Source organism: Ruegeria sp. AB5, assembly GCF_056542645.1.
Map to the genome: position 1 here is coordinate 932,523 of NZ_JBQGAE010000001.1, position 21,655 is coordinate 954,177.

General features: G+C 59.6%; 23 protein-coding genes. 16 read left to right on the forward strand and 7 right to left on the reverse strand.

Annotated features, from left to right (window positions below; all coding sequences use genetic code 11):
- The first annotated feature begins 21 nt into the window (after positions 1–21).
- The 14 genes from ACR0L4_RS04695 to ACR0L4_RS04760 all read left to right on the forward strand — a co-directional run bounded on the left by ACR0L4_RS04695 (position 22) and on the right by ACR0L4_RS04760 (position 15,128).
- Positions 22–1,203, forward strand: coding sequence for an ammonium transporter (locus tag ACR0L4_RS04695; RefSeq protein ID WP_480510934.1), 1,182 nt, complete (start codon positions 22–24; stop codon positions 1,201–1,203).
- Between the two features lie 142 nt (positions 1,204–1,345).
- Entirely contained in the window at positions 1,346–2,026 is a 681-nt protein-coding gene (locus tag ACR0L4_RS04700; protein ID WP_480510936.1) for an orotate phosphoribosyltransferase, read from the forward strand.
- A gap of 225 nt (positions 2,027–2,251) precedes the next feature.
- Positions 2,252–3,742, forward strand: a complete 1,491-nt coding sequence (locus ACR0L4_RS04705) for a replicative DNA helicase (protein WP_480510938.1) — start codon at positions 2,252–2,254, stop codon at positions 3,740–3,742.
- Positions 3,743–3,846: 104 nt separating this feature from the next.
- Positions 3,847–4,923 (forward strand): Hint domain-containing protein, encoded by a 1,077-nt coding sequence (locus tag ACR0L4_RS04710; protein WP_480510940.1) that lies wholly within the window; start codon positions 3,847–3,849, stop codon positions 4,921–4,923.
- A gap of 216 nt (positions 4,924–5,139) precedes the next feature.
- A complete protein-coding gene (gene alr / locus ACR0L4_RS04715) occupies positions 5,140–6,174 on the forward strand; it encodes an alanine racemase (RefSeq protein ID WP_480510942.1) in 1,035 nt (344 codons plus the stop codon).
- Entirely contained in the window at positions 6,171–6,953 is a 783-nt protein-coding gene (locus ACR0L4_RS04720; RefSeq protein ID WP_170749118.1) for an MlaE family ABC transporter permease, read from the forward strand. The genes alr and ACR0L4_RS04720 overlap by 4 nt, the downstream gene beginning before the upstream one ends.
- A complete protein-coding gene (locus ACR0L4_RS04725) occupies positions 6,950–7,696 on the forward strand; it encodes an ABC transporter ATP-binding protein (RefSeq protein ID WP_480510945.1) in 747 nt (248 codons plus the stop codon). Before ACR0L4_RS04720 ends, ACR0L4_RS04725 begins: the two co-directional genes overlap by 4 nt.
- 567 nt (positions 7,697–8,263) lie before the next feature.
- The gene (locus tag ACR0L4_RS04730; protein ID WP_480510947.1) at positions 8,264–8,716 is read left to right on the forward strand and encodes a paraquat-inducible protein A; all 453 of its coding nucleotides are present in this window, start codon (positions 8,264–8,266) and stop codon (positions 8,714–8,716) included.
- 150 nt (positions 8,717–8,866) lie between these two features.
- Positions 8,867–9,649 carry a kinetochore Spc7 family protein gene (locus tag ACR0L4_RS04735; protein ID WP_480510949.1) on the forward strand — a complete coding sequence of 261 codons (783 nt, stop codon included), beginning with the start codon at positions 8,867–8,869 and terminating at the stop codon, positions 9,647–9,649.
- A 120-nt stretch (positions 9,650–9,769) separates the two neighbouring features.
- Positions 9,770–11,134, forward strand: a complete 1,365-nt coding sequence (radA, locus tag ACR0L4_RS04740; protein WP_480510951.1) for a DNA repair protein RadA — start codon at positions 9,770–9,772, stop codon at positions 11,132–11,134.
- 40 nt (positions 11,135–11,174) lie between these two features.
- Complete coding sequence (locus tag ACR0L4_RS04745) at positions 11,175–11,765, forward strand: CvpA family protein (protein ID WP_170749123.1); 591 nt, start codon at positions 11,175–11,177, stop codon at positions 11,763–11,765.
- A gap of 644 nt (positions 11,766–12,409) precedes the next feature.
- Positions 12,410–13,933 carry an amidophosphoribosyltransferase gene (gene purF, locus ACR0L4_RS04750; protein WP_480510953.1) on the forward strand — a complete coding sequence of 508 codons (1,524 nt, stop codon included), beginning with the start codon at positions 12,410–12,412 and terminating at the stop codon, positions 13,931–13,933.
- Positions 13,934–14,192: 259 nt separating this feature from the next.
- Positions 14,193–14,441, forward strand: coding sequence for a hypothetical protein (locus ACR0L4_RS04755; protein ID WP_170749125.1), 249 nt, complete (start codon positions 14,193–14,195; stop codon positions 14,439–14,441).
- A 42-nt stretch (positions 14,442–14,483) separates the two neighbouring features.
- Positions 14,484–15,128 carry an SDR family NAD(P)-dependent oxidoreductase gene (locus ACR0L4_RS04760; RefSeq protein WP_480510956.1) on the forward strand — a complete coding sequence of 215 codons (645 nt, stop codon included), beginning with the start codon at positions 14,484–14,486 and terminating at the stop codon, positions 15,126–15,128.
- A gap of 60 nt (positions 15,129–15,188) precedes the next feature.
- Here ACR0L4_RS04760 and ACR0L4_RS04765 read toward each other — a convergent pair whose 3' ends face one another.
- The 4 genes from ACR0L4_RS04765 to ACR0L4_RS04780 all read right to left on the reverse strand — a co-directional run bounded on the left by ACR0L4_RS04765 (position 15,189) and on the right by ACR0L4_RS04780 (position 17,701).
- Positions 15,189–16,031 (reverse strand): ATP-binding protein, encoded by an 843-nt coding sequence (locus ACR0L4_RS04765; RefSeq protein ID WP_480510958.1) that lies wholly within the window; start codon positions 16,029–16,031, stop codon positions 15,189–15,191.
- A gap of 117 nt (positions 16,032–16,148) precedes the next feature.
- Positions 16,149–17,024 carry a twin-arginine translocase subunit TatC gene (gene tatC / locus ACR0L4_RS04770; RefSeq protein ID WP_170749128.1) on the reverse strand — a complete coding sequence of 292 codons (876 nt, stop codon included), beginning with the start codon at positions 17,022–17,024 and terminating at the stop codon, positions 16,149–16,151.
- Positions 17,021–17,479 carry a Sec-independent protein translocase protein TatB gene (gene tatB, locus ACR0L4_RS04775; protein ID WP_480510961.1) on the reverse strand — a complete coding sequence of 153 codons (459 nt, stop codon included), beginning with the start codon at positions 17,477–17,479 and terminating at the stop codon, positions 17,021–17,023. The genes tatC and tatB overlap by 4 nt, the downstream gene beginning before the upstream one ends.
- A gap of 6 nt (positions 17,480–17,485) precedes the next feature.
- Complete coding sequence (locus ACR0L4_RS04780) at positions 17,486–17,701, reverse strand: twin-arginine translocase TatA/TatE family subunit (protein ID WP_170749130.1); 216 nt, start codon at positions 17,699–17,701, stop codon at positions 17,486–17,488.
- A gap of 219 nt (positions 17,702–17,920) precedes the next feature.
- Here ACR0L4_RS04780 and ACR0L4_RS04785 point away from each other — a divergent pair, with 219 nt between their 5' ends.
- Positions 17,921–18,223, forward strand: coding sequence for a hypothetical protein (locus tag ACR0L4_RS04785; RefSeq protein ID WP_170749131.1), 303 nt, complete (start codon positions 17,921–17,923; stop codon positions 18,221–18,223).
- A gap of 21 nt (positions 18,224–18,244) precedes the next feature.
- Entirely contained in the window at positions 18,245–18,916 is a 672-nt protein-coding gene (locus ACR0L4_RS04790; RefSeq protein ID WP_480510963.1) for a helix-turn-helix transcriptional regulator, read from the forward strand.
- A 62-nt stretch (positions 18,917–18,978) separates the two neighbouring features.
- Here the strand turns inward: ACR0L4_RS04790 and ACR0L4_RS04795 are convergent, their stop codons facing one another.
- From ACR0L4_RS04795 to surE, 3 genes are all read right to left on the reverse strand, one after another.
- Complete coding sequence (locus ACR0L4_RS04795) at positions 18,979–20,142, reverse strand: peptidoglycan DD-metalloendopeptidase family protein (RefSeq protein WP_480510965.1); 1,164 nt, start codon at positions 20,140–20,142, stop codon at positions 18,979–18,981.
- 62 nt (positions 20,143–20,204) lie between these two features.
- Positions 20,205–20,855, reverse strand: coding sequence for a protein-L-isoaspartate(D-aspartate) O-methyltransferase (locus ACR0L4_RS04800; protein ID WP_170749134.1), 651 nt, complete (start codon positions 20,853–20,855; stop codon positions 20,205–20,207).
- On the reverse strand, positions 20,852–21,634 hold the full coding sequence (gene surE / locus ACR0L4_RS04805) for a 5'/3'-nucleotidase SurE (protein ID WP_480510967.1): 783 nt from the start codon (positions 21,632–21,634) through the stop codon (positions 20,852–20,854). The genes ACR0L4_RS04800 and surE overlap by 4 nt, the downstream gene beginning before the upstream one ends.
- Positions 21,635–21,655: the final 21 nt, after the last annotated feature.

The following is a 21,655-nucleotide window of genomic DNA, read 5'->3' on the forward strand; positions in this document are numbered from 1 at the left end:
ATAGGGAAAGGAGCGCGGCCCATGAACGGAGCCGATACAGCCTGGATCATTGTTGCAACCGCATTGGTCCTGTTCATGACACTACCGGGGCTTGCCCTGTTCTATGGCGGCCTTGTGCGCGCCCGCAACGTATTGAGCGTCTTCATGCACTGCTTTGCCATCGCCTGCCTGATGAGCATACTATGGCTGGTTGCCGGGTACTCGATCGCCTTTGGTCCCGGTGAAAGCGGGCTGTGGGGCGGCCTGGGCAAGGCCTTCCTGAATGGCGTGGACGTCGACAGCCTGGCGGGCACCCTGCCCGAGGTCCTGTTTTTTGCGTTCCAGATGACTTTTGCCATCATTACCCCTGCCCTGATCGTTGGTGGCTATGTGGAACGTGTCGGATTTGGCTTTGTTCTGACTTTCTCAGCCCTTTGGATGTTGCTGTGCTACGCGCCAGTGGTTCACTGGATCTGGGGCGGCGGCATTCTCTCGGATGGTGGCATTCTGGGTGAAATCGGTGTGCGCGATTTTGCAGGCGGCATCGTGGTTCATGAGACCGCAGGTCTGGCCGCACTGATCATTGCGGTGATCCTCGGCCCGCGCCGCAACCGCACCACGCCCCCGCACAATCCCGGTTTCACCATGATCGGGGCAGCAATGCTGTGGGTGGGTTGGTTCGGCTTCAATGGCGGCTCGCAACTGGCCGCAGACGGCGGCGCTGCGATGGCAATGACCGTCACGCATATTTCGGCGGCCACCGCGTCGCTGACCTGGGCCTTGTGGGAAAAGATCCGCTTTGGCAAAGCCTCGATGGTGGGTCTGGTCACCGGCACGATCGCAGGTCTGGCGTCGATCACACCTGCTTCGGGCTTTGTGGGGCCCGTGCAAGCACTGATCATTGGCGCCGTTGCTGGTGTGCTGTGTCAGGAAGCCGTCAACGTGATCCGCAACAAGCTGAACATAGACGATACGCTGGACGTCTTCGCCGTACATGGTGCGGGGGGCATCTTCGGCACGTTGATGATCGCATTGTTCGGCTTGGGCACATGGACCGCGCAGCTGGGCGGACTGGTGATTGTGGGTGCCTTTACGGCAGTTGTCACGATTGTGTTGGTGAAGGCGGTTGCACTCATCACCCCGCTTCGCGTAGACGCCGAAACCGAAACAAACGGGCTCGACCTCGCGGTACATGGGGAACGCGCCTACGACATGAGCAGCTAAGCCCACCTTTGCATGCTCTATCGCCCGCAAGGGCAAAGCGGACCTCTTGCAGGTCCGCTTTTCTTTTGGCCGGCCCTCTCGACTCCGGGACAACGGTCAGGCTATCAGCCCGCAACGAGTTTTCAGCCCCGAGGTTTGCGCCATGATCCCCAGTTCCTTTCCCGACAGCACCGAAATCGCCCGCCTGACCGCGCGGATGCTGCTGGAGATCAAAGCCGTCCATTTCAATTCACGCGAGCCGTTCACATTGGCCAGCGGTTTGCCCAGCCCCACTTATATCGACTGCCGCAAACTGATCTCGTACCCGCGCATCCGCTCGACCCTAATGGATTTCCTGACCGTGACCGTGATGCGCGACGCAGGTTTTGAGGCATTCGACAACATCGCAGGCGGTGAAACCGCAGGTATCCCCTTTGCCGCGATGGTGGCCGAACGTATGGCCCTGCCGATGACCTATGTGCGCAAAAAGCCCAAGGGGTATGGCCGCAACGCCCGCATCGAAGGTGCAATGAACGAGGGCGAACGCGTGCTGCTGGTCGAAGACCTGACCACCGATGGCGGATCGAAACTGTCTTTTGTGGATGCAATCCGCGAGACCGGTGCAACCTGCGGGCATACCGCCGTCATTTTCTACTACGGTATTTTTCCGGAAACCGAAAAGACGCTGGGCGATCACGGCGTGAAACTGCACAGCTTGTGCACATGGTGGGATGTTCTGGCCGAGGCCAAGGCGCAAAAGGCCTTTGATGAAGAGACCCTTAGCGGTGTCGAGTCCTTTTTGAAGGACCCGCGCGGCTGGCAAGAGGCCAATAAACCTACGTAAACCTCTTGTGGAGGAATTGGGGATAAGACCAGAAGAATCGCCCCGGCGGCTACGATATCTGGTGACTTTCCCTGCAATTCCTACATAATAAGCTACGCATACTTAGGTATCCAACCGATCCGGAAAGTTATCCCAAGGCTTTACCCCAAGTTAGCCACAGGTATTTCCAGATAGCTTGAGGCAATGTTTCGCGTGTAGAACCTCGGAACGGTCAGCGGGGACAAGATGAACGAGATCAGCAGTATCGAACAGGCGGCGGCGCAGATTCAAAATCCGGAAACCATGCCGCACTCTATCGAGGCCGAGCAGCAGCTTCTGGGCGCGATCCTGACCAACAATGACCTCTATGACCGGGTTGCCTCGATCATCGGAGGCGAGCATTTCTATGATCCGGTCCATGCGCGGATTTACGAGGTCGCCTCGACCCGTATCGCCAAGAATGCGCTTGCCTCACCCGTCACCTTGAAATCCTTCATGGCCGAGGATGAGGGCCTGAAGGAACTGGGCGGTCCGGCCTATCTTGTGAAACTGGCCGGTGCCTCGATCAGTGCCTTTGCGGTGCATGATTATGCCCAGATGATCTATGACCTCGCCATCCGGCGCGAGTTGATCCGGCTGGGCCGGGATATCTCGGACAAGGCGGCACGGGTCGATGTGTCGAGCGAACCAAAAGAACAGATCGTCGAGGCCGAGCAACAACTCTATCAGCTTTCCGAGCAGGGCCAGACCGAACAGGGATTCCAATCCTTCCTGAAGGCGGTCACAGAAGCCGTCAACGTCACCAACGAGGCCTACCAACGTGGTGGCGGCATGGCAGGAATTTCCACCGGTCTGGCCGACCTCGATAAACAACTGGGCGGGTTGCACCCGTCCGACCTGATCATCCTGGCGGGTCGTCCATCGATGGGGAAGACCTCGCTGGCGACCAACGTGGCTTTCAACGTGGCCAAAGCGTACAAGCGCGGCACCAAGCCCGATGGTTCAGAGGGTGCGATTGACGGTGGCGTCGTCGGGTTCTTCTCCTTGGAGATGAGCGCAGAACAGCTTGCAGGCCGGGTTCTGGCCGAAGCGTCAGAGATTTCCAGCCACAAGATCCGTCAAGGTGACATGACCGAAGCCGAGTTCCGCCGTTTCGTGGACGCCGCCAAGGAACTTGAAGCCTGTCCCCTTTTCATCGATGACACGCCCGCTCTACCGATCTCGCAGCTCGCGGCGCGCGCGCGGCGGTTGAAGCGGACCCACGGTCTGGACCTTCTGGTCATCGACTATCTGCAGCTGTGCCGGGGAATGGCCGAAAATCGCGTCAACGAAATCGCTGAAATTTCGATGGGCATGAAAGCCATTGCCAAGGAATTGAACATCCCGGTCATCGCCCTGTCTCAGCTGTCCCGCCAGGTCGAAAACCGTGACGACAAACGGCCACAACTGTCCGACCTGCGGGAATCGGGCTCGATCGAACAGGATGCGGACGTGGTGATGTTCGTGTTCCGCGAGGAATACTACAAAGAACGCGAAAAGCCCGGCGATCACGAGCTGGAGAAGATGGAAGAGTGGAAGCAGGCGATGGAACACCTGCATGGCAAAGCCGAGGTCATCGTCGGCAAGCAGCGCCACGGCCCCATCGGCACGGTCGAGCTGTCGTTCGAGGCGCAGTTCACTCGCTTTGGCAATCTGGTCAAGCCCTGGCAACAGACTGGCGAAATCGAGGGATACTGATCAAGACATCCTGCAAACCAGGCGATTTTGAATTGTCTGCCCGCCCGTGTTAGCCTGCTTCAACCGAAGCACGATTTGTCTGTTTCATGCCAAGGCGTTGAAGATTGTCAGCAATCATCTCGGAAATACGCTATCGGAACGGGCCAAACTTTGCGCCGGATGGGGATTTCATCGAAATTCGGGTCCCAGCGGGAACAGACGTCTCGGACCTGACTGTCCAAGTCTACAACCCGAACGGGACCCTGCGCAGTTCGACCGCGGTCGACACCGCGCCAGTGAACACGGTCAGCGGATTCGACTACTATGTGGTTTCCGCGCGGATCAACAGATCGGGTGCGGTCTCGCTGGATGACGATGGAACGGTACTTAGCTTTGTCTCCTTTGATGCCGAAGTCACCGCAACGCAGGGGGCGGCCAGCGGGCAGACTTCGACGCAGATCGGAAGCAACGGAACCGACGACACGTCGTCGCTGAGTTCGACCGATGGGATCACCTTTGTCCAGGACCCGAATCCAAGTCCCGGAGCCCCCTGTTTTACGTCCGGAAGCCTGATCCTTACCGCACAGGGACATGTTCCGGTCGAGAGACTGGTACCCGGAGACCAGATCGTTACCCAAGACGGCACTTGCGAACCCTTGCGGCTGATCCTGTCGCGCAGGCTGCATCGGACCGAGCTGATCAAATCACCACAGTTGCGCCCCGTCCGGATCGTCGCCGGGGCGCTTGGACAGTCCCTGCCCATGCGCGATCTTTTGATTTCGCGCCAGCATAGGATGCTGGTTCGGTCCGTGATCGCGCAGCGCATGTTCGGCACCCAAACCGTTCTGGTTTCGGCCATCCGACTGACCCGGATGCCGGGGGTTTTCGTGGACACAGACGTACCCGAGGTCACCTATCACCATCTCGTGTTTGACCGGCACGTCGTGCTGTTTGCCGAAGGCGCCCCCAGTGAAAGCCTGTTTGCAGGCCCGCAAGCGCTGGAGAACATGGCCTCAGACGCCCGAGCAGAGGTGTTGATGCTCTTCCCCGAGCTTGCAAAACCCAACGACCTTCAACCGGCACCGGCCTGTTACATTCCCAGCGGAAAACACCAGCGCAAGCTGGTCGCCCGGCATCTCAGCAACGACAAACCCCTGCTGGATCATCGGTTCTCCAACGTCCCTCTGGACCCGACCGGTTGACCAAGAGATGAACGATCCGATGCACCCAGCGTCTTTGGCGCAAACGCCAGCACAATCGGGACGGGACCGGTAAACGTCCGACCTGGTAGCAAAATCCTGCGTTTTTTCGCTATTTTAGGCCCATCTGGCCGCAAGCCGCTTATGTCGCAGGATTTCCCGCCAAGATTTGTTCGATCCCCTCTTGACCTGCCACGATCCAGTGTCATGAACAGGGTCATGAGTACCGCACGTTTGACGATCAATCTTCAGGCGCTCGCCAGCAACTGGCGGGCGCTCGACGCAAAAACGGATGTCGAAACCGGCGCCGTTGTCAAAGCTGACGCCTATGGTCTTGGGGCCGAACCCGTCGCCTGGGCCCTGGCGGACGAAGGGGTCCGCAAATTCTTTGTGGCCGTCGCCGAAGAAGGCGTGGCCATACGCAAGGCCGTCGGGCCCGGCCCGATGATCGCGGTGTTTTCCGGACACATGGAAGGTGACACCGAGTTGCTGCGGGATCACAACCTGGTCCCCTTGATCAACTCGGGCGAACAATTTCACCGCCACCAACAGGCCCTGCCCGAACATGGCTTTGGCATTCAGCTGGACACCGGCATGAACCGTCTGGGTCTGGAGCCCGCCGATTGGGCCGAACTGCGCCCGAAGGTCGAGGCCCTGAACCCGGCGGTTGTGATGTCTCATCTGGCCTGTTCGGACGAGCCCGAACATCCGATGAACCGCCAGCAGCTCAAAGCGTTTCGGGATATGACGGATGGCATGACAGCCCCGAGATCCCTGGCCGCCACGGGCGGAACATTGCTGGGATCCGAATTCCACTTTGACTTCTGCCGCCCCGGTATCGGGCTTTACGGTGGTTTGCCCTTTGCCGAGGCAAAGCCTGTTGTCACCATAGATCTGCCGGTTGTTCAGGTCCGGCACGTGGCGGTTGGGGAAACGGTGGGATATGGCAACAGTTGGACCGCGCGGCGACCTTCGAAAATCGCGACCGTCACGGCGGGGTATGCCGACGGGCTGCATCGCGCCATTGGCGGCGGCATCGATGCCTTTGCGGGCGATCAGCCCTGCCCGGTCGTCGGCCGTATTTCTATGGATCTGATCACCGTGGACGTGACCGATCTGGGCCATGAGCCCGAAAAACTGCGGATCCTCAACGGGCATCAAACCGTCGATGATCTGGCCGAGGCGGCTGGCACCATCGGCTATGAAATTCTGACGTCACTCGGAAACCGCTATTCGCGGGGATACGTGGAATGAGCCTTTTGTCCCCGTTGGGTGGATTGGGTCGCGCAGTCCTGACGATGCTCGCCGCGTTCGGGCGCGTGGGCTTGTTTGCGCTGGACGCCCTGTCCCATATCCTGCGCCCGCCATTCTACCCGCGTGAAATCGCGTTGGCCCTGCTAAATATCGGCTGGCTGTCGCTGCCCGTGGTCGGTCTGACCGCCATCTTCACCGGTGGCGCGCTGGCGCTGCAGATCTACGCCGGCGGCGCACGCTTCAATGCCGAGGCCGTGGTGCCTCAGATCGTCGCCATCGGTATGGTGCGCGAGCTTGGGCCAGTTCTGGTCGGCCTGATGATCGCCGCCCGCGTGACCTCTTCCATCGCGGCCGAGATCGCCACGATGAAAGTGACGGAACAGATCGACGCGCTGGTCACGCTGTCCACGCACCCGATGAAATACCTGACCGCCCCGCGCGTGCTGGCCGCGCTGATCACCGTTCCGATCCTGGTCGGCATCGGTGACGTTATCGGCATTGCAGGTGGATATGTGGTCGCCACCCAGAATCTGGGCTTCAACCCCGCAGCCTATCTGCAAAACACGGTCAACTTCCTGGAAACCCGGGACATCGTCTCGTCGCTTGTCAAAGGGGCCGCCTTCGGCCTGATCGCCGCGATCATGGGCTGCTACTACGGCATGAACTCGGGCCGGGGCGCACAGGGTGTAGGCCGTGCCACCAAAGGCTCAGTCGAGGCCGCAGCCGTACTGATCCTCGCCGCCAACTTCGTTCTGACAGGAGTGTTCTTCTCGCTATGATCCGGATGGAGAACGTACATAAGGCCTTTGACGACAACCACGTGCTGCAAGGCATGACCCTCGAGATTCCCAAGGGCACCTCAATGGTGATCATCGGTGGCTCGGGCACCGGCAAATCGGTTGCGCTGAAATGTATCCTCGGCCTGATCAAGCCCGACAGCGGTATGATCTATGTCGACGGCAAGGACGCCAGCAAGGGCGACCGGGATGCCTTTTTGGCCCGGTTCGGGATGCTGTTTCAGGGTGCGGCGCTGTTTGATTCTCTGCCCATCTGGCAAAACGTCGCCTTCCGCCTGTTGCGCGGTCCTCTGAAACGTCCAGCCGACTACGCGCGCGAGATTGCCATCGACAAACTCCGCCGCGTCGGCCTGCGCGCCAAGGTGGCTGATTTGTACCCGTCCGAGCTGTCAGGCGGAATGCAGAAGCGCGTCGGCCTTGCCCGCGCCATCGCCGCCGAGCCCGAGATCATCTTTTTCGACGAGCCCACCACCGGGCTGGACCCCATCATGTCCGGCGTCATCAACGACCTGATCCGCGAAATCGTGACAGAGATGGGCGCAACCGCCATGACCATCACCCACGACATGAGCTCTGTCCGCGCGATTGCCGACAACGTAGCGATGCTGCATGACGGGGTGATCCAATGGACGGGGCCGGTGGATCAGATGGATGCCTCGGGCGATCCGTATCTGGATCAGTTCATCAGCGGGAGCGCAGAAGGGCCGATTGAGGCGGTGCGGTGAGCATGGAACAAAGCTGTGTTGATGTTGCCGAACTATATCGATCTCAGAACTCAAGCTTAGGCTTCGCAACATTCGTTCTGGTTCTGTTGCTGCCATTCGCAATATTTATGTCGCTTTTGATCAAGCGAAGGCTTGGTTTCACTATGCGAGCAGTTGATGTCGGGCTCGGTTCCTTTTGTTTACTGGTGACCTTGGCGCTTACTCGGTTGTTTCTACCTCTGATTTCTGAAGCGAGCGAAGACTTTGTAAGGTATTACAGCATTTTTTTTGGTTTGGCTCTGATCGTTCTCTACGTTTTCCTTGTCTCAATTTGGTTGATCGGCGCATTCAAAACTCGGTGGCGACCCAGAGAGTTCGAGTTGATCCCTACCGGAATCCTTCTCGCGATTTTTGTCTGCGCATTTTTTCAGGTGCTAGAAGCTAGGAGGTATTATGAACTTATTAAGTTACCAAGATGCGACCAAAGTAATAACCTGGTTCCATCGCTTCAAACGCCCACGTAACTAGAACACTCGTCAACTCAGACAATAGAAGACACTGCACGTGTTTTTTTTGACAACCGGATAAATGACCCTCCGCCTCGCCACCCTCTCGCTCCTGATCCTCTACCCCATCGCATGGTTCGCCCCGCTGATGCGCGCAGGCCTGCTTCCGATCTTCGGCCTATCCGAAATCAGCGTCATCACCGGACTCCAATCCCTGTGGAAATCCGACATCTTCCTCGCGCTGGTCGTCACCGTCTTCGCCCTCTTCGCCCCCTACATCAAAACCATCGGCACCGCGCTGATCCAATGGAACCTGCTGGACCCTCGCGTGCAGCCTGCGCTCAACATCCTCGGCAAGCTCGCCATGGCAGACATCTTTCTGATCGCGCTCTACATCACGCTGGCCAAGGGCATCTCATACGCCACAATCGAAACGGCCTGGGGTCTCTACCTGTTCACAGCCTGCATTCTGGCTTCACTCGCGCTGGGTCACATTACGGAAATGACATCCAGATCACGAAATCCTCAGACCTAATTGATTGAAAACATTAATCTGAGTATCATCTTAATATTCGAGCAGCAAAATTTTTGTCGTTTACGGGTCCGCAGCGGATCACCTTGCGTGTTTAATGTTTTCCTCCGCTTCGGCCCGATCTGTATCGGTTTGAGAAGGAGATGGACGGACATGCCCACCCTTTACAACATTACAATGCAATTTCAGACTGCATTTCTAAGACTGACCTTTTTCATGATCTGCGCCGCTGCGCTGTGCGCAGTTGTGACCACCTCGCTCTCGGCGCTGGGTGTTTTGCCTTGGCTGTCGCTACAGGCCGGGTTTGGCCAGACCGGCGTCATCGATGCCGGTGTGTTTGTGCAGATCGGACTGACCTGCCTGATTCTGATGCTCGCTTTCTACCTGCCCTCAAGTGCGCGCATGATGGCGTTGGAGAATACCCACCGGAAGTTTTCGCTCAACATGCACGACATTGTGGACGCCTATCAGATCGCTCATGCTGCCGATCGCAGCGGCGCATTTGCGCTGGCTTCTGAATTCGACGCGGTCAAGGAACGCATGGCCTTTCTGCGCGATCACCCCGATCTTCAAGCGCTCGAACCCGAGGTGCTGGAAACCGCCGCGCAGATGAGCCAGATCAGCCAGGAACTGGCCGAGACCTATGGCGAGGCCCGTGTTGAACGGGCGCGAACCTTCCTGAAGCAAAGACAGGAAGAGGTCGAGCTGTTTCAGCAACGGATCGAGGATGCGCAGACCATCCTGCACGAACTGGGCCAATGGACCCGCGATATCGAGATCGAAGAATCCATCGTCAAATCCCAACTGACCCGCCTGCGCGATGAATTGTTCGATCTTTTGCCCGAACTATCCGCGCAGTTGCAAACGCCCCCAGATGGCAGCGATCCAAGCAAGTCCAGCGTCATCGCAATGTCTCCTCCGCGGGCGGCAGAATAGGCGTGTCAGCGCCCGCTGCGGGGGATGGCCCATCGGGCCTGAGCCCGCAGCGCGCCATCGGCGGAGAGGAAAGCCCGCAAGGGCTTGAAGAACCGCCCATCCTCGGGCACCAAAGGCCACATGGCAAAGACACCTTCTTTCTCCTGCTCAGCCTGTGGCGCGACACATACGCGATGGTCAGGGCGCTGCGACGCCTGCGGCGAATGGAACACGATCGCTCAGGACGTACCGCTTTCGGCTGGCCCGGCCAAGAAATCCCTCGGCGGCAAGCGGGGCCAGTCCATCGCGCTTACGGACTTGTCGACCGAAGAGACACCCCCGCCCCGAACACTCAGCGGGGTGGACGAGTTGGACCGTGTGCTGGGCGGCGGCCTCGTCCCGGCCTCGGCTCTTTTGGTAGGCGGAGATCCCGGAATTGGAAAATCCACGCTGCTGCTGCAAGCCGCCGCCCGATTTGCACGTGCCGGCGTCAAAACGATCTACGTCTCCGGCGAAGAAGCCAGCGCCCAGGTCCGCATGCGCGCACGCCGTCTGGGGCTTGAGGACGCCCCTGTCCAGTTGGCGGCCGAAACCAACCTGCGCGACATTCTCACCACGCTTGAGGCCGAAAAACCGGGCCTCGCGATCATCGACTCGATTCAGACCATGTGGGCCGACAATGTCGACAGCGCGCCGGGTTCGGTGTCACAAGTCCGGGCTGCCGCACATGAATTGACCACATTTGCGAAACGACACGGTGTGTCGATTGTCATGGTCGGACATGTCACCAAAGAGGGCCAGATCGCCGGGCCCCGCGTGGTCGAACACATGGTCGACACCGTGCTGTATTTCGAAGGCGAGCGCGGCCATCAGTTCCGCATCCTGCGTGCCGTCAAGAATCGTTTTGGCCCGGCGGACGAAATCGGCGTGTTCGAAATGACCGGTAAAGGTCTGGCGCAGGTCACCAACCCGTCGGCCCTGTTCCTGTCGGAACGCGGCACGCCCAGCCCCGGATCGGCTGTGTTTGCCGGGATCGAAGGCACCCGGCCAGTCCTGGTGGAGTTTCAGGCACTTGTGGCCCCGTCGCCCCATTCTCAGCCCCGCCGCACGGTGGTCGGATGGGACAGCGGGCGACTCGCCATGATCCTGGCGGTGCTCGAAGCGCGCTGCGGCATTCCTTTTGCTGGCCTCGACGTCTACCTGAACGTCGCCGGAGGGTTGAAGGTCAGCGAGCCGGCCGCAGATCTGGCCGTTGCAGCAGCGCTGCTCAGCGCCCGCGAAGACACGGCCCTGCCCGCAGACACGGTTGTTTTTGGAGAAATCTCGCTATCCGGGGCACTTAGACCGGCCCCACAGACCGAAAACAGGTTGAAAGAAGCACAAAAACTTGGTTTCACGTCGGCAATCGCCCCGGCGGGCGGCAAAACCGGTACTGTGGCAGGTCTGACACTCACCCGACCCTCTGATTTGGTTGGGTTTGTTGGCGAAACCTTCGGAGCAGGTTAAGGTCCCGCCCCAAAGGGCAGTAAAAGAACAGGCGAGGGCCATGGAAGGTTTTACAATAATTGACGGGGTTGTCGCCCTGATCATCGTGCTGTCAGGGCTGCTGGCCTATTCGCGCGGTTTCATGCGCGAGGTTCTGGCCATTGCAGGCTGGGTCGCTGCAGCGGTCCTCGCGTTCATCTTTGCGCCGCAGGCCGTGCCATTGGTCAAGGAAATCCCGGTTGTCGGGGATTTCCTGCGCGACAGCTGCGAATTGTCGGTGATCACCGGCTTTGCCGCCGTGTTTGCAATTGCGCTGATCATTGTCAGCATCTTCACGCCGCTGTTTTCGTCGCTGGTCCAGCGCTCGGCCCTGGGCGGTCTGGATCAGGCGCTTGGCTTCTTCTTTGGCATTGCGCGGGGCATCCTGCTGGTCGCCATCGCATTCTTTGTCTACGACACCGTCATGACCGGCCAGTCCTATACCATCGTGGACGAAAGCCGCTCGGCCAAAGTATTTGAACAGTTCAGCACGCAGATCGAGGAACAAAATCCCGAAGCAGCTCTGGGCTGGGTGACGGCCCAATACGAAGAGCTGGTGGCCAGCTGCACCTCGAACGGATCGGCGCCTGCTGCGGACACCACAGGCAACTGATCCGGACACCTCAGCAGACCCTAAGCCCGGCATTGCCCGGGCTTTTTGCTTGTCAGAGGAACCCTTCGCCGCCGCAGGCGGTGCATCGGATCGTTTTCAACCCGAAACACCCGTCGCACCCGCTGAAGATCGGCTTGCCGTGAATGTCCCGACTTTTGATGACCTGACCGGTCCCATTGCAGATTTGACACGGCGCGCGACCCAGTCCCCGGCACCGATGGCAGCGCCGCTTGGGTGTCTCTTCCTTTTTCAGCGGCGGCCTGTTTTGCCACATTACGCCCCCCTTACCCGCAGAACCTGCGGGTTTTTGATCCGGTTTTTCGCCATGTCAGCACAAATGAAATCACATGTCATCAGGCTTGATTTCTGATCGAGACAGCACAAATCGGAATTGCGGCGGGACGTAATTGTGATCCTTTGATGACAGGCGCGCCAATAGGCATTATGTGGGGGCCAACCCGCCACGGAATCGGAGCTGCCGGTCTTGTTCTTTGTGTTTTCATCTGCGTTCACCGCATGGATGAACGGCCTTCTGGCTTGCGAAACACAACTGCACATATATCTGGCACAGGCCTCCCGGCCCTACCGTTCTCGATCGCTGGTCCACCCTCTGGTCAAAACGTCATAGAAATTGGAGCCCGTACATGTGTGGGATTTTGGGGATCGCAAGCCGGACACATGATGTCTTTGCGGAAATCTATGACGGGCTGCTGATGCTGCAGCACCGGGGTCAGGACGCCTCGGGCATCGTCACGTATAACGGCGAGATCTTCCGCGAGAAAAAGGCCAATGGCCTTGTCAAGGATGTCTTCAACGCCACGGATGCCGAGACACTGCTGGGCAAGATCGGGATGGGTCATGTGCGTTACCCGACCGCAGGGTCGTTGAGCGCGTCCGAGGCGCAACCCTTCTTCGTCAATGCACCCTACGGGATCTATCTGGTCCATAATGGCAACATAACCAACACCGCCGAGCAGCGTGAGAAGGTCACCGGCAAGTATAGCCGCCATCTACGCACCACCTCGGATTCCGAGATTTTGCTGAACGTTTTGGCCGACAAGGTGGCCGATGCCATCAAAGTCAACGGCAATGCCGAACCCATCCGCAACATCTTTGCAGGCGTCAAGATGACCATGGAGCGGGTTCAGGGCGCGTACTCGGTCATCTGTCTGGTCGCAGGCGTGGGTATGTTGGCCTTCCGCGATCCTTTTGGCATTCGCCCGCTTTCGGTCGCGATTCGCGAAACCGACGGCGGCGGGAATGACTACGCCTTTGCATCTGAAGATGTGGCGTTCGGCATCAACGGTTTTGACAAGATGCGCGACCTGCGCCCGGGTGAGGCCATCCTGATTGACCTGGACGGCAACATGCACGAATTACAGGCGGTCGAGGGCAAGCTGACCCCGTGTATCTTTGAATATGTCTATCTGGCTCGCCCAGACTCTCTGCTGGATGGCGTGTCCGTTTACAAAACCCAGATGCGCATGGGGCAGACGCTGGCCAAACAGATACAGGATTCAGGGTTCGAGATTGACCGGATCATACCCGTCCCCGACAGTGCCCGTCCGGTGGCGCTTGAGGCCGCGAAGATCACGGGCATCCCCTATCGTGAAGGACTGGTAAAGAATCGCTATGTCGGCCGGACGTTCATCATGCCCGGTCAGGAGGAGCGGCAAAAATCCGTGCGCCGCAAGCTGAATGCGATCCCGCTGGAGTTCAAGGACCACAATGTGCTGCTGATCGACGACTCGATCGTGCGCGGCAACACGATCAAGAAGATCGTGCAAATGTGCCGCGAGGCGGGCGCAAACAAGGTCTATGTCGCCAGCGCTTCTCCACCGGTCAAGTATCCCAATGTCTATGGTATCGACATGCCCACCAAGGCCGAGTTGATTGCCAACGGCAAAAACATCGAGGAAATCCGCGAGGAACTGGGCGCCGATGCCCTGTTCTACCAGCATCTCGATGATCTGATCTGGGCAGCCAAGGAAGGCAACCCCGAGATCGAGGCATTCGACTGTTCGTGTTTCAATGGCGACTACATCACCGGCAGCGTCAGTGACGACTATCTCGACGGCCTTGAAAACAGCAGCCGCGTCAGCAAGAAACGCGAAGACATGCAGGTTGTCGGCGGATCGTGGAACGCGGCCAAGCTGGCCTCGGGCTGAGATCGCCAACGGCGAATCGGACGGCCTGCGCGACGGTGGGTTAAACCGCCTCGCGCGCGGAACTGCACAAGAGAATCTGTGCCCAAAGCCTGCAACTCATCGGCGAAGTGGACGCCTTTGCAAGGGCTTTGGATCTGGTCATGGCGCGGTGATCTGACACGGCGGTGGTGGTCTTTCACTCCGCCACTCCGTTTGCTATCCAACGCGCTGCTACCACTCACTCATACAAGGGGTCCGGGCTGCGTTCGGACCGCGGGACATGTCAAACACCACTGTCAAAGGCGCGGCCACTCAACGGGGCGCGTTGAAGAAGAATTCGGTTTCGGTTCTGGGTATCTTCGGGCCCAAGGCAGACCTGCGCGCCTTGATGCGCCTGTCCTCGGGTCGGGTGAAGGAGGTCAAACCGGGCAGCCGCGTGGCCTCGGGCACAGTCATGGCGATTGATGAACATGGCATCATGCTGCGACAAAGCGGCCAGACACGCCGGATCGCCATTCCGGGCAGTTGATCCCATCTTGACGCCCCGCGTGCGGGCGTTCAAACCGCTGCCATGACCGATCAGACCAAAATCGCCCTTGTCACCGGGGCTTCACGCGGATTGGGCGCGGCCTTGGCCGAGGCGCTGGCCCCCGAGTTTCACATCGTCGCCGTCGCCCGCACCACTGGCGGGCTGGAAGAACTGGACGACCGCATCAAAGCCAAGGGCGGGTCGGCCACCCTCGCCCCGATGGACATCGCTGATCCCAACGCCATGGCGACCCTGTGCCGAGGTATTCACGACCGATGGGGCAAGGTGGATCTGTGGCTGCACACGGCCATCCACACATCGGCCCTGACACCGGCGCATTTTGTGGACCCGAAAGAGTGGGCAAAGGCGATGAACACCAACGCCACGGCCACTTCGGTCCTGATTCCATATGTAACGCCGCTGTTGGGTCAAACCGGTCATGCGGTGTTCTTTGATGACCCCAAAGCCGGAGAAAAGTTTTATGGCATCTACGGGGCCACGAAGGCCGCCCAGATGGCCTTGGCGCATAGCTGGCAGGTCGAGACGGAACGGACCGGTCCCCGAGTGTCCATTGTAGAACCGGCGCCGATGCCAACAGCCGTGCGGGCGAGGTTCCATCCCGGTGAAGACCGGGACGCGTTGGCCAGCACGACTGACGAGGCGGCTCGGATTTTGGCGCTGCTATAGGTTAATGGCCCTTTGGGCCATGCCTCCGGCGGGGATATTTTTGGCCAGATGAAGCCGGGATCAGGCGATATGCACGCCGGTGCGCCCGGCCAGATCGACGAAGAATTGCCACGCGACACGACCTGAACGCGCGCCCCGGGTCGCCTGCCATTCGATGGCGTCGGCGCGTAGTGTTTCGGGGTCGACCGACACGCCATACGCGGCGCAGTAGCGGTCGATCATGGCAAGGTATTCGTCCTGATCGCAGGGATGAAACCCCAGCCACAGGCCGAATCGGTCGGAGAGCGAGACCTTTTCCTCGACGGCCTCGGACGGGTTGATCGCGCTGGACCGTTCGTTTTCGATCATGTCCCGTGGCATCAGATGGCGGCGGTTTGAAGTGGCGTAAAAGACCACGTTTTCCGGTCGACCCTCTATGCCCCCATCCAATACGGCCTTGAGCGATTTGTAGTGCTGATCGTCATGGCTAAAGGACAGGTCATCGCAGAACAGGATAAACCGGTGAGGTGCCGCGCGCAGATGGTTCAGCAGGCGCGCGACGGACCCCATATCTTCGCGCTGCAACTCGACCAGCTTCAGATCTGGGTGGTCCACCTGAAGGGTCCCATGAACCGCCTTGACAAGGCTGGACTTCCCCATCCCGCGCGCACCCCAAAGCAACGCGTTATTGGCCTTGTAGCCAGCTGCAAAGCGGCGCGTGTTGTCCAGCAATGTATCGCGCGAGCGGTTGATACCCACCAGTAGGTCCAGATCAACGCGATTGACCTGGTCCACGGGCTCCAACCGGTCCGGTTCGACATGCCAGACAAAGGCCGGGGCCGCATTGAAATCCGGTGCGGCCAGAGGTGCCGGCGCCATCCGGTCCAGCGCGTCGGCAATGCGGTTCAGGGCTTGGTCATCCATGGCGGTCTCCGGGTCATGTTCTGGCGGTTTCAAACCATGAACTGGTCGCCGCAACAAGAGCCGCATACGAAAAAGGCGCGCCAAACAAGGCGCGCCTGTATCGGAATTCTAGGTAGACTATTTACCGTCTTCTTCCCGAATGATCTCTTCATCCGCTTCCGCCTCGTCATCATAGTAGCCATCAGCGCGCAGCTGCTCTTCGCGCTTTTTCTCAACCCGGGCGACGAGGAAAATCGAGACCTCGTAAAGGCCGTAGACAACGACGAACAGGATGACCTGAGTGATCACGTCCGGCGGAGTTACCAACGCCGCCAGCACCAGAATGGCCACAACAGCGTATTTGCGAACCGATCCCAGCCCCTCGGCGCTGACCAACCCGGCCTTGCCCATAAGCGTCAGCAATACCGGCAGTTGGAAACACAAGCCAAAGGCCACGATGAACTTGATGGTCAGGTTCAGGTACTCCTGTGCCGACCCCTGGAACACCACGCTCAGCGGAGCGGTGGTCGCGCCGTCAACCACGGCCTCACCTTCAGCGCCGAATTGCTGGAACCCGAGGAAGAAATCATAAGCCAAAGGCGTGACGACGTAGAAGGCAAAGCTAGCCCCCAGCAGGAACATGAAGGGCGACGCGACCATGAAGGGCAAAAACGCGTTCTTCTCGGTCCGGTACAACCCCGGTGCCACAAAGCGCCACATCTGCATCCCGATATAAGGAAAGGCCAGAATGAACCCGCCCAGCAACGAGACCTTGATCGCAACAAAGAACCCTTCCTGCGGCGAGATAAAGATCAACCCGCAATCCTGCCCGCGCTCGTTCAAAACCTCGCACAAGGGGTGCGTCAGGAAGTTGAAGATCGGCGTCGCAACCGTGAAGCAGATGATCATGCCGATCAGAAACGCCACAACGCAATGAATGAGTCGTGTGCGCAATTCGGCCAGATGCTCGATCAACGGGGCCGAGCTGTCTTCGATTTCGTCGGTCTTGCTCATGTCTTGTTCTCGGTGTTCAGCGCGGCTTCGGCCTCTTCGGCCTTGGCAAGGGCATCTGCGGCTTCTTTGGCCTTGCGCTCGGCTGCGGCCCGGGCCGTGGTGGCCTGAACCTTCTTGGCCTGTTCCGCGCGTTCAGCGGCCAGTTTGCCCGTCTCGCTGTCCGGATCGAACTTGGTGGGGTCGATGCTCTTGCTCAAATCCTGAGCCGCCTGCTTCACGCCATCCATGGCGGTGTTCACAGGATTGGTGGCTGCATTCAGACCTTTCTTGATTTCGTTCACACCCGCCTGATCCGCAGCTTCGTTCATGGCAGAGGTAAACTCACGCGCCATGCCGCGCGCTTTGCCAACGAACCGCCCGACATTGCGAAACAGCACAGGCAGGTCTTTTGGCCCCACCACAATCAGGGCCACGATGCCGATGACCAGAAGCTCGGTCCAGCCCAGATCAAACATCCGGGTTTAGACCTTGTCTTTCTCGGTCTCGGGCGTGACGTCCTTGGCCACTTCGGATGCGTCCTGCTCCAGCTCATCCGCGCCTTCCTTGACGCCCTTCTTGAACGAGGTGATGCCTTTGCCAACTTCGCCCATCAGCGAGCTGATCTTGCCGCGGCCAAACAGCACCAGAACCACTACGGCAATCAGCAGAAGACCGGGAAGTCCGATATTGTTGAGCATGTCTCTTCTCCTTTTCTGTGGCGCACTGCGCCAGAACTTTGATCTGGCCTTGTGTTTAAGCGGCAATCCCCGTTCCCAAAAGACAGCCAGTTCAAATTGACAAGTAAAATTGATCCAATCGTCCTGATTCATAGGGCTCGCATTTCTCAACTGACAGGTTTATGTCAGTTGTATCAGGGTACGACAGCGATATCGCAACCTGGTCAATGGAGAATTGAAATGACCCACGTGGCAGAAATCGTAACCTTCACTCTCACCGACGGCACCTCGCCTGAGGACTTCATCAAGCTCAGTCAATCGACCGAGAATTTCGTGCGCACAGCACCCGGATTTGCCCACCGCCACCTGAGCCAAGGTGAAGACGGCCGCTGGACCGACTATGTCGTCTGGCAGGATATGCAGACGGCACAGGCCGCGGCATCGCAGTTTCCTCAGCAAGATTTCGCTCCGGCCCTGATGGAAGCCATCAACCCCGAAAGCCTGCAGATGCGGCACGAGAAGGTGCTATGGGACGTGACCTGAACCTGGCCAGAGCGGCGTGTCATGCGCCGCACTGACCGCCTGTTCGACATCATCGGAATCCTGCGCGACGGCAAACTGCACCGCGCGCAGGACATTGCGGACCGGCTAGAAGTTTCGGTCCGCACGATCTATCGCGACATGGATACGCTGGCGGCCTCGGGCGTCCCGGTCGAGGGTGAACGTGGCGTCGGCTACATGGTGCGCGAACAGATCACCCTGCCGCCGCTCAACCTGACCGCTGCCGAACTGGAGGCCCTGAACCTCGGCATGGCCATTGTCGCCGAGGCCGCAGACCCTGACCTGAAGGCTGCCGCGGATTCATTGGCAGAAAAGATCGATGCCGTTCTGCCCACGCAGGTGGTGGCCGAGGCCGACGCCTGGAAATTCGCGGTCTATCCTTTTGCCGACGCCGCACGCGGGCTGGCCCACATGGCCCCGATCCGCGCTGCGATCAAATCCCGACAGAAGCTGCAGCTCACCTATCGCCGTCTCGACGGAACCCTGACCGACCGCATCATCCGCCCGCTGCATATGGAATATTGGGGCCGTGTCTGGACCCTGACCGCCTGGTGCGAGCTGCGCGACAGCTTTCGCGTCTTCCGCATCGATCTCGTCGAAGCTGTGATCCCCCTGCCTGAACTCTTCATCGATGAGCCCGGAAAACGCCTGAGCGACTACGACCCAAACGCGTGATCCAACCTTCATCTGGCCCAAAATATCCCCGCCGGAGGCATGGCCCGGAACGGGCCATTCATTTACTTCAGGTAGGGCTCGGGATCGACCGACTCGAATCCCTTGCGGACTTCGAAATGCACATAAGCGTCGTCGCCGCCCCGCAGTTCGGCCAGCTTCTGTCCGCGCCGCACGCGGTCGCCCTTGCTGACCGTGATATCCTCGACATTGGCATAAACCGTCAGCAGGTCATTGGTGTGTTTGACAACAATGATCGGCACCTGGTCGGCATCTGCCGTGATTGCTGCGACCGTGCCCGCCTCGGCTGCCGTGACCGAAGTACCGGGGGCCGCCGCAATATCAATGCCTTCGTTCTTGCCCTTCTCATAGGTGCGAATGATCTTACCCGACACCGGAAGGGACAGCGCGGAGGTGCCGGAATTGCTGGGGGCTTCCGCCGTGACATCCGGTGCCTCGACAGCCACAGCGACCTCCTCTTCTGGCAGGGGCAGCGTTGCGCTTGGCGGTGTTGGCGTCGGAGACCCCTGGCCCGGCGACGTCACTTCGGTCGCAGGCACCGCAGCCGCAGCCTGTCGCGGCGCCGCTTGGTTCTTGACCGGGATCAACAGAAACTGACCTTCGCGAATGGCAAAATCCGATCCCAACCCGTTCCATTCCGCCAGCGACTCGACGGGAACCTGATAAAGCCGCGAAATGGTATAGGCCGTCTCGCCGCGCTTGACCTTGTGACGCACAGGCTCGGGGCCGGATGCCACGGGCGCGGGCGTCGATGCAGGCTTGGCGGGCTCCAAAGTTGTGGTCTGGACCGATCCTGTTTCGGGCGCCTGATCGATCGCGGTCCCGGCAATCGAGGCGATGTCCACTCCGCTTGCCGCCCCGACCGAACGCGGCAGGGCCAGCACTTCGCCCTCGCGCAGCGTGTCGGTGGTTTGCAATCCGTTGAAGCGCGACAGCTCACCCTCGGGCAGCCCCACGCGGGCGGCCACATCGCGCACCGTGTCGCCTCGTCGGGCCACAACGACCTGATAATTCGGATAAGTGATCACACCGCGCGCATCTGGCGCGGGTCGGCTGGTCGTGGCGGATTGTGCAGCGCCTGTGGTCGAAAACCCGCCGATCTGACCGCGCAGGTCGTAATCCAACGGCCCTTCGCACCCGGCAAGTATCGCCAGAGCCGCCACTCCGGTCGCACAGCGGCGCATCGCTGATTTGGTAACTGCTCTCATAACCTCTGTCCTCAACACCTGCCCCTGTTGTCCGGGGTTCCGGTCGCCCATTTTAAAGTCTTTTAAGTCTCGTCTTTGCCAAGCCCTTCAAGCAGCGGCACAAATCGAACGGATGTCAATTCGTCGTATTCCAGACCATCCTCGGTGCGCGTCACCTTGATCAGCTGCTGCACCGCATCCGACTGCCCTACGGGTAGCACCATAATACCCCCAATTTTCAGCTGCGCCAAGAGCGGTCCGGGCGGGTCCTCGGCTGCGGCGGTCACGATGATACGATCAAAGGGCGCCTGTTCGGGCAAACCATAGGATCCATCCGACAACATCGCGGTCACATTGGTCAGTCCAAGCTCGGCAAACAGCTTGCCGGTTTCGTTGACCAGTCGCCTGTGGCGTTCGACTGTATAGACCCGCCGCGCCAGTTTCGCCAGGATCGCCGCCTGATATCCCGACCCCGTACCGATCTCAAGAACCGTGTCGCGCGGACGCACGTCCAGCGCCTGAGTCATCAGACCAACGACCGACGGCTGGCTGATCGTCTGCCCGCAGGCAATGGGCAACGGCATATCTTCATAAGCACGGTCCGCGAACAGTCCGGTGACAAACCGCCCGCGATCAACCTTTTCCATCGCCGCCAGCACACGCGCATCGGTCACGCCCCGTTTGCGCAAAGCAAACAGGAATTGCATGACGGTTTCCGGGTCCAGTCCGCTCATTCGATCGACTTCAACGCCTCAAGCATGTCATGCGCGGTCAGATCGGCCCGCATCGGCGTGACCGAGATGTAACCATCCAGATTGACCGCGGCATCAGTGCCCGGCGCCGTCGGGTTGTGCTGGTAACCGCCCTTGATCCAAAGGAACCGCCGCCCCGAAGGTGAGCTGTGGGGCTCGACCGAGAAATGCGTATCCCGGCGGAAGCCCTGCGGAGCGATACGGGTGCCCAGCACCTCGTCTGCCGGGACGGGTGGGAAGTTGACATTGTAGAACAGGCGATAGTCGCCCTGATCGGCCGGTGTAGCATCCAGAATTCGGCGCACCAGATCGGCACCAAAGCGGGCGGCCCCCTCGAACGGGTCCCCAAGACCCAGATTGCGCGGGCCGAAATATTGCGACAGGGCAATCGCTGGCACGCCTTGCAACGCGGCCTCCATCGCGCCGCCAATCGTCCCGGAATAGAGCGTATTCTCGGCCGAATTGTTGCCACGGTTGACGCCGGACAGGACCAAATCGGGCGGGCGGTCTTTCATTACATCGTGCAGACCCGCCAGCACGCAATCCGCCGGGGACCCTTCGGCTGCAAACCGGCGCTCACCCAATTTGGCGACCATCATCGGATGGGTGTAGCTGATGCAATGCCCGACGCCGGATTGTTCAAATGCCGGGGCAACGACCCAGACCTCGCCTTCTGGCCCGGCAAGGTCGGTTGCAATCGCCCCAAGCGTGATCAGGCCCGGCGCGTTGATCCCGTCATCATTGGTAATAAGAATGCGCATGCCCGCTCAACCCCCGCGTTT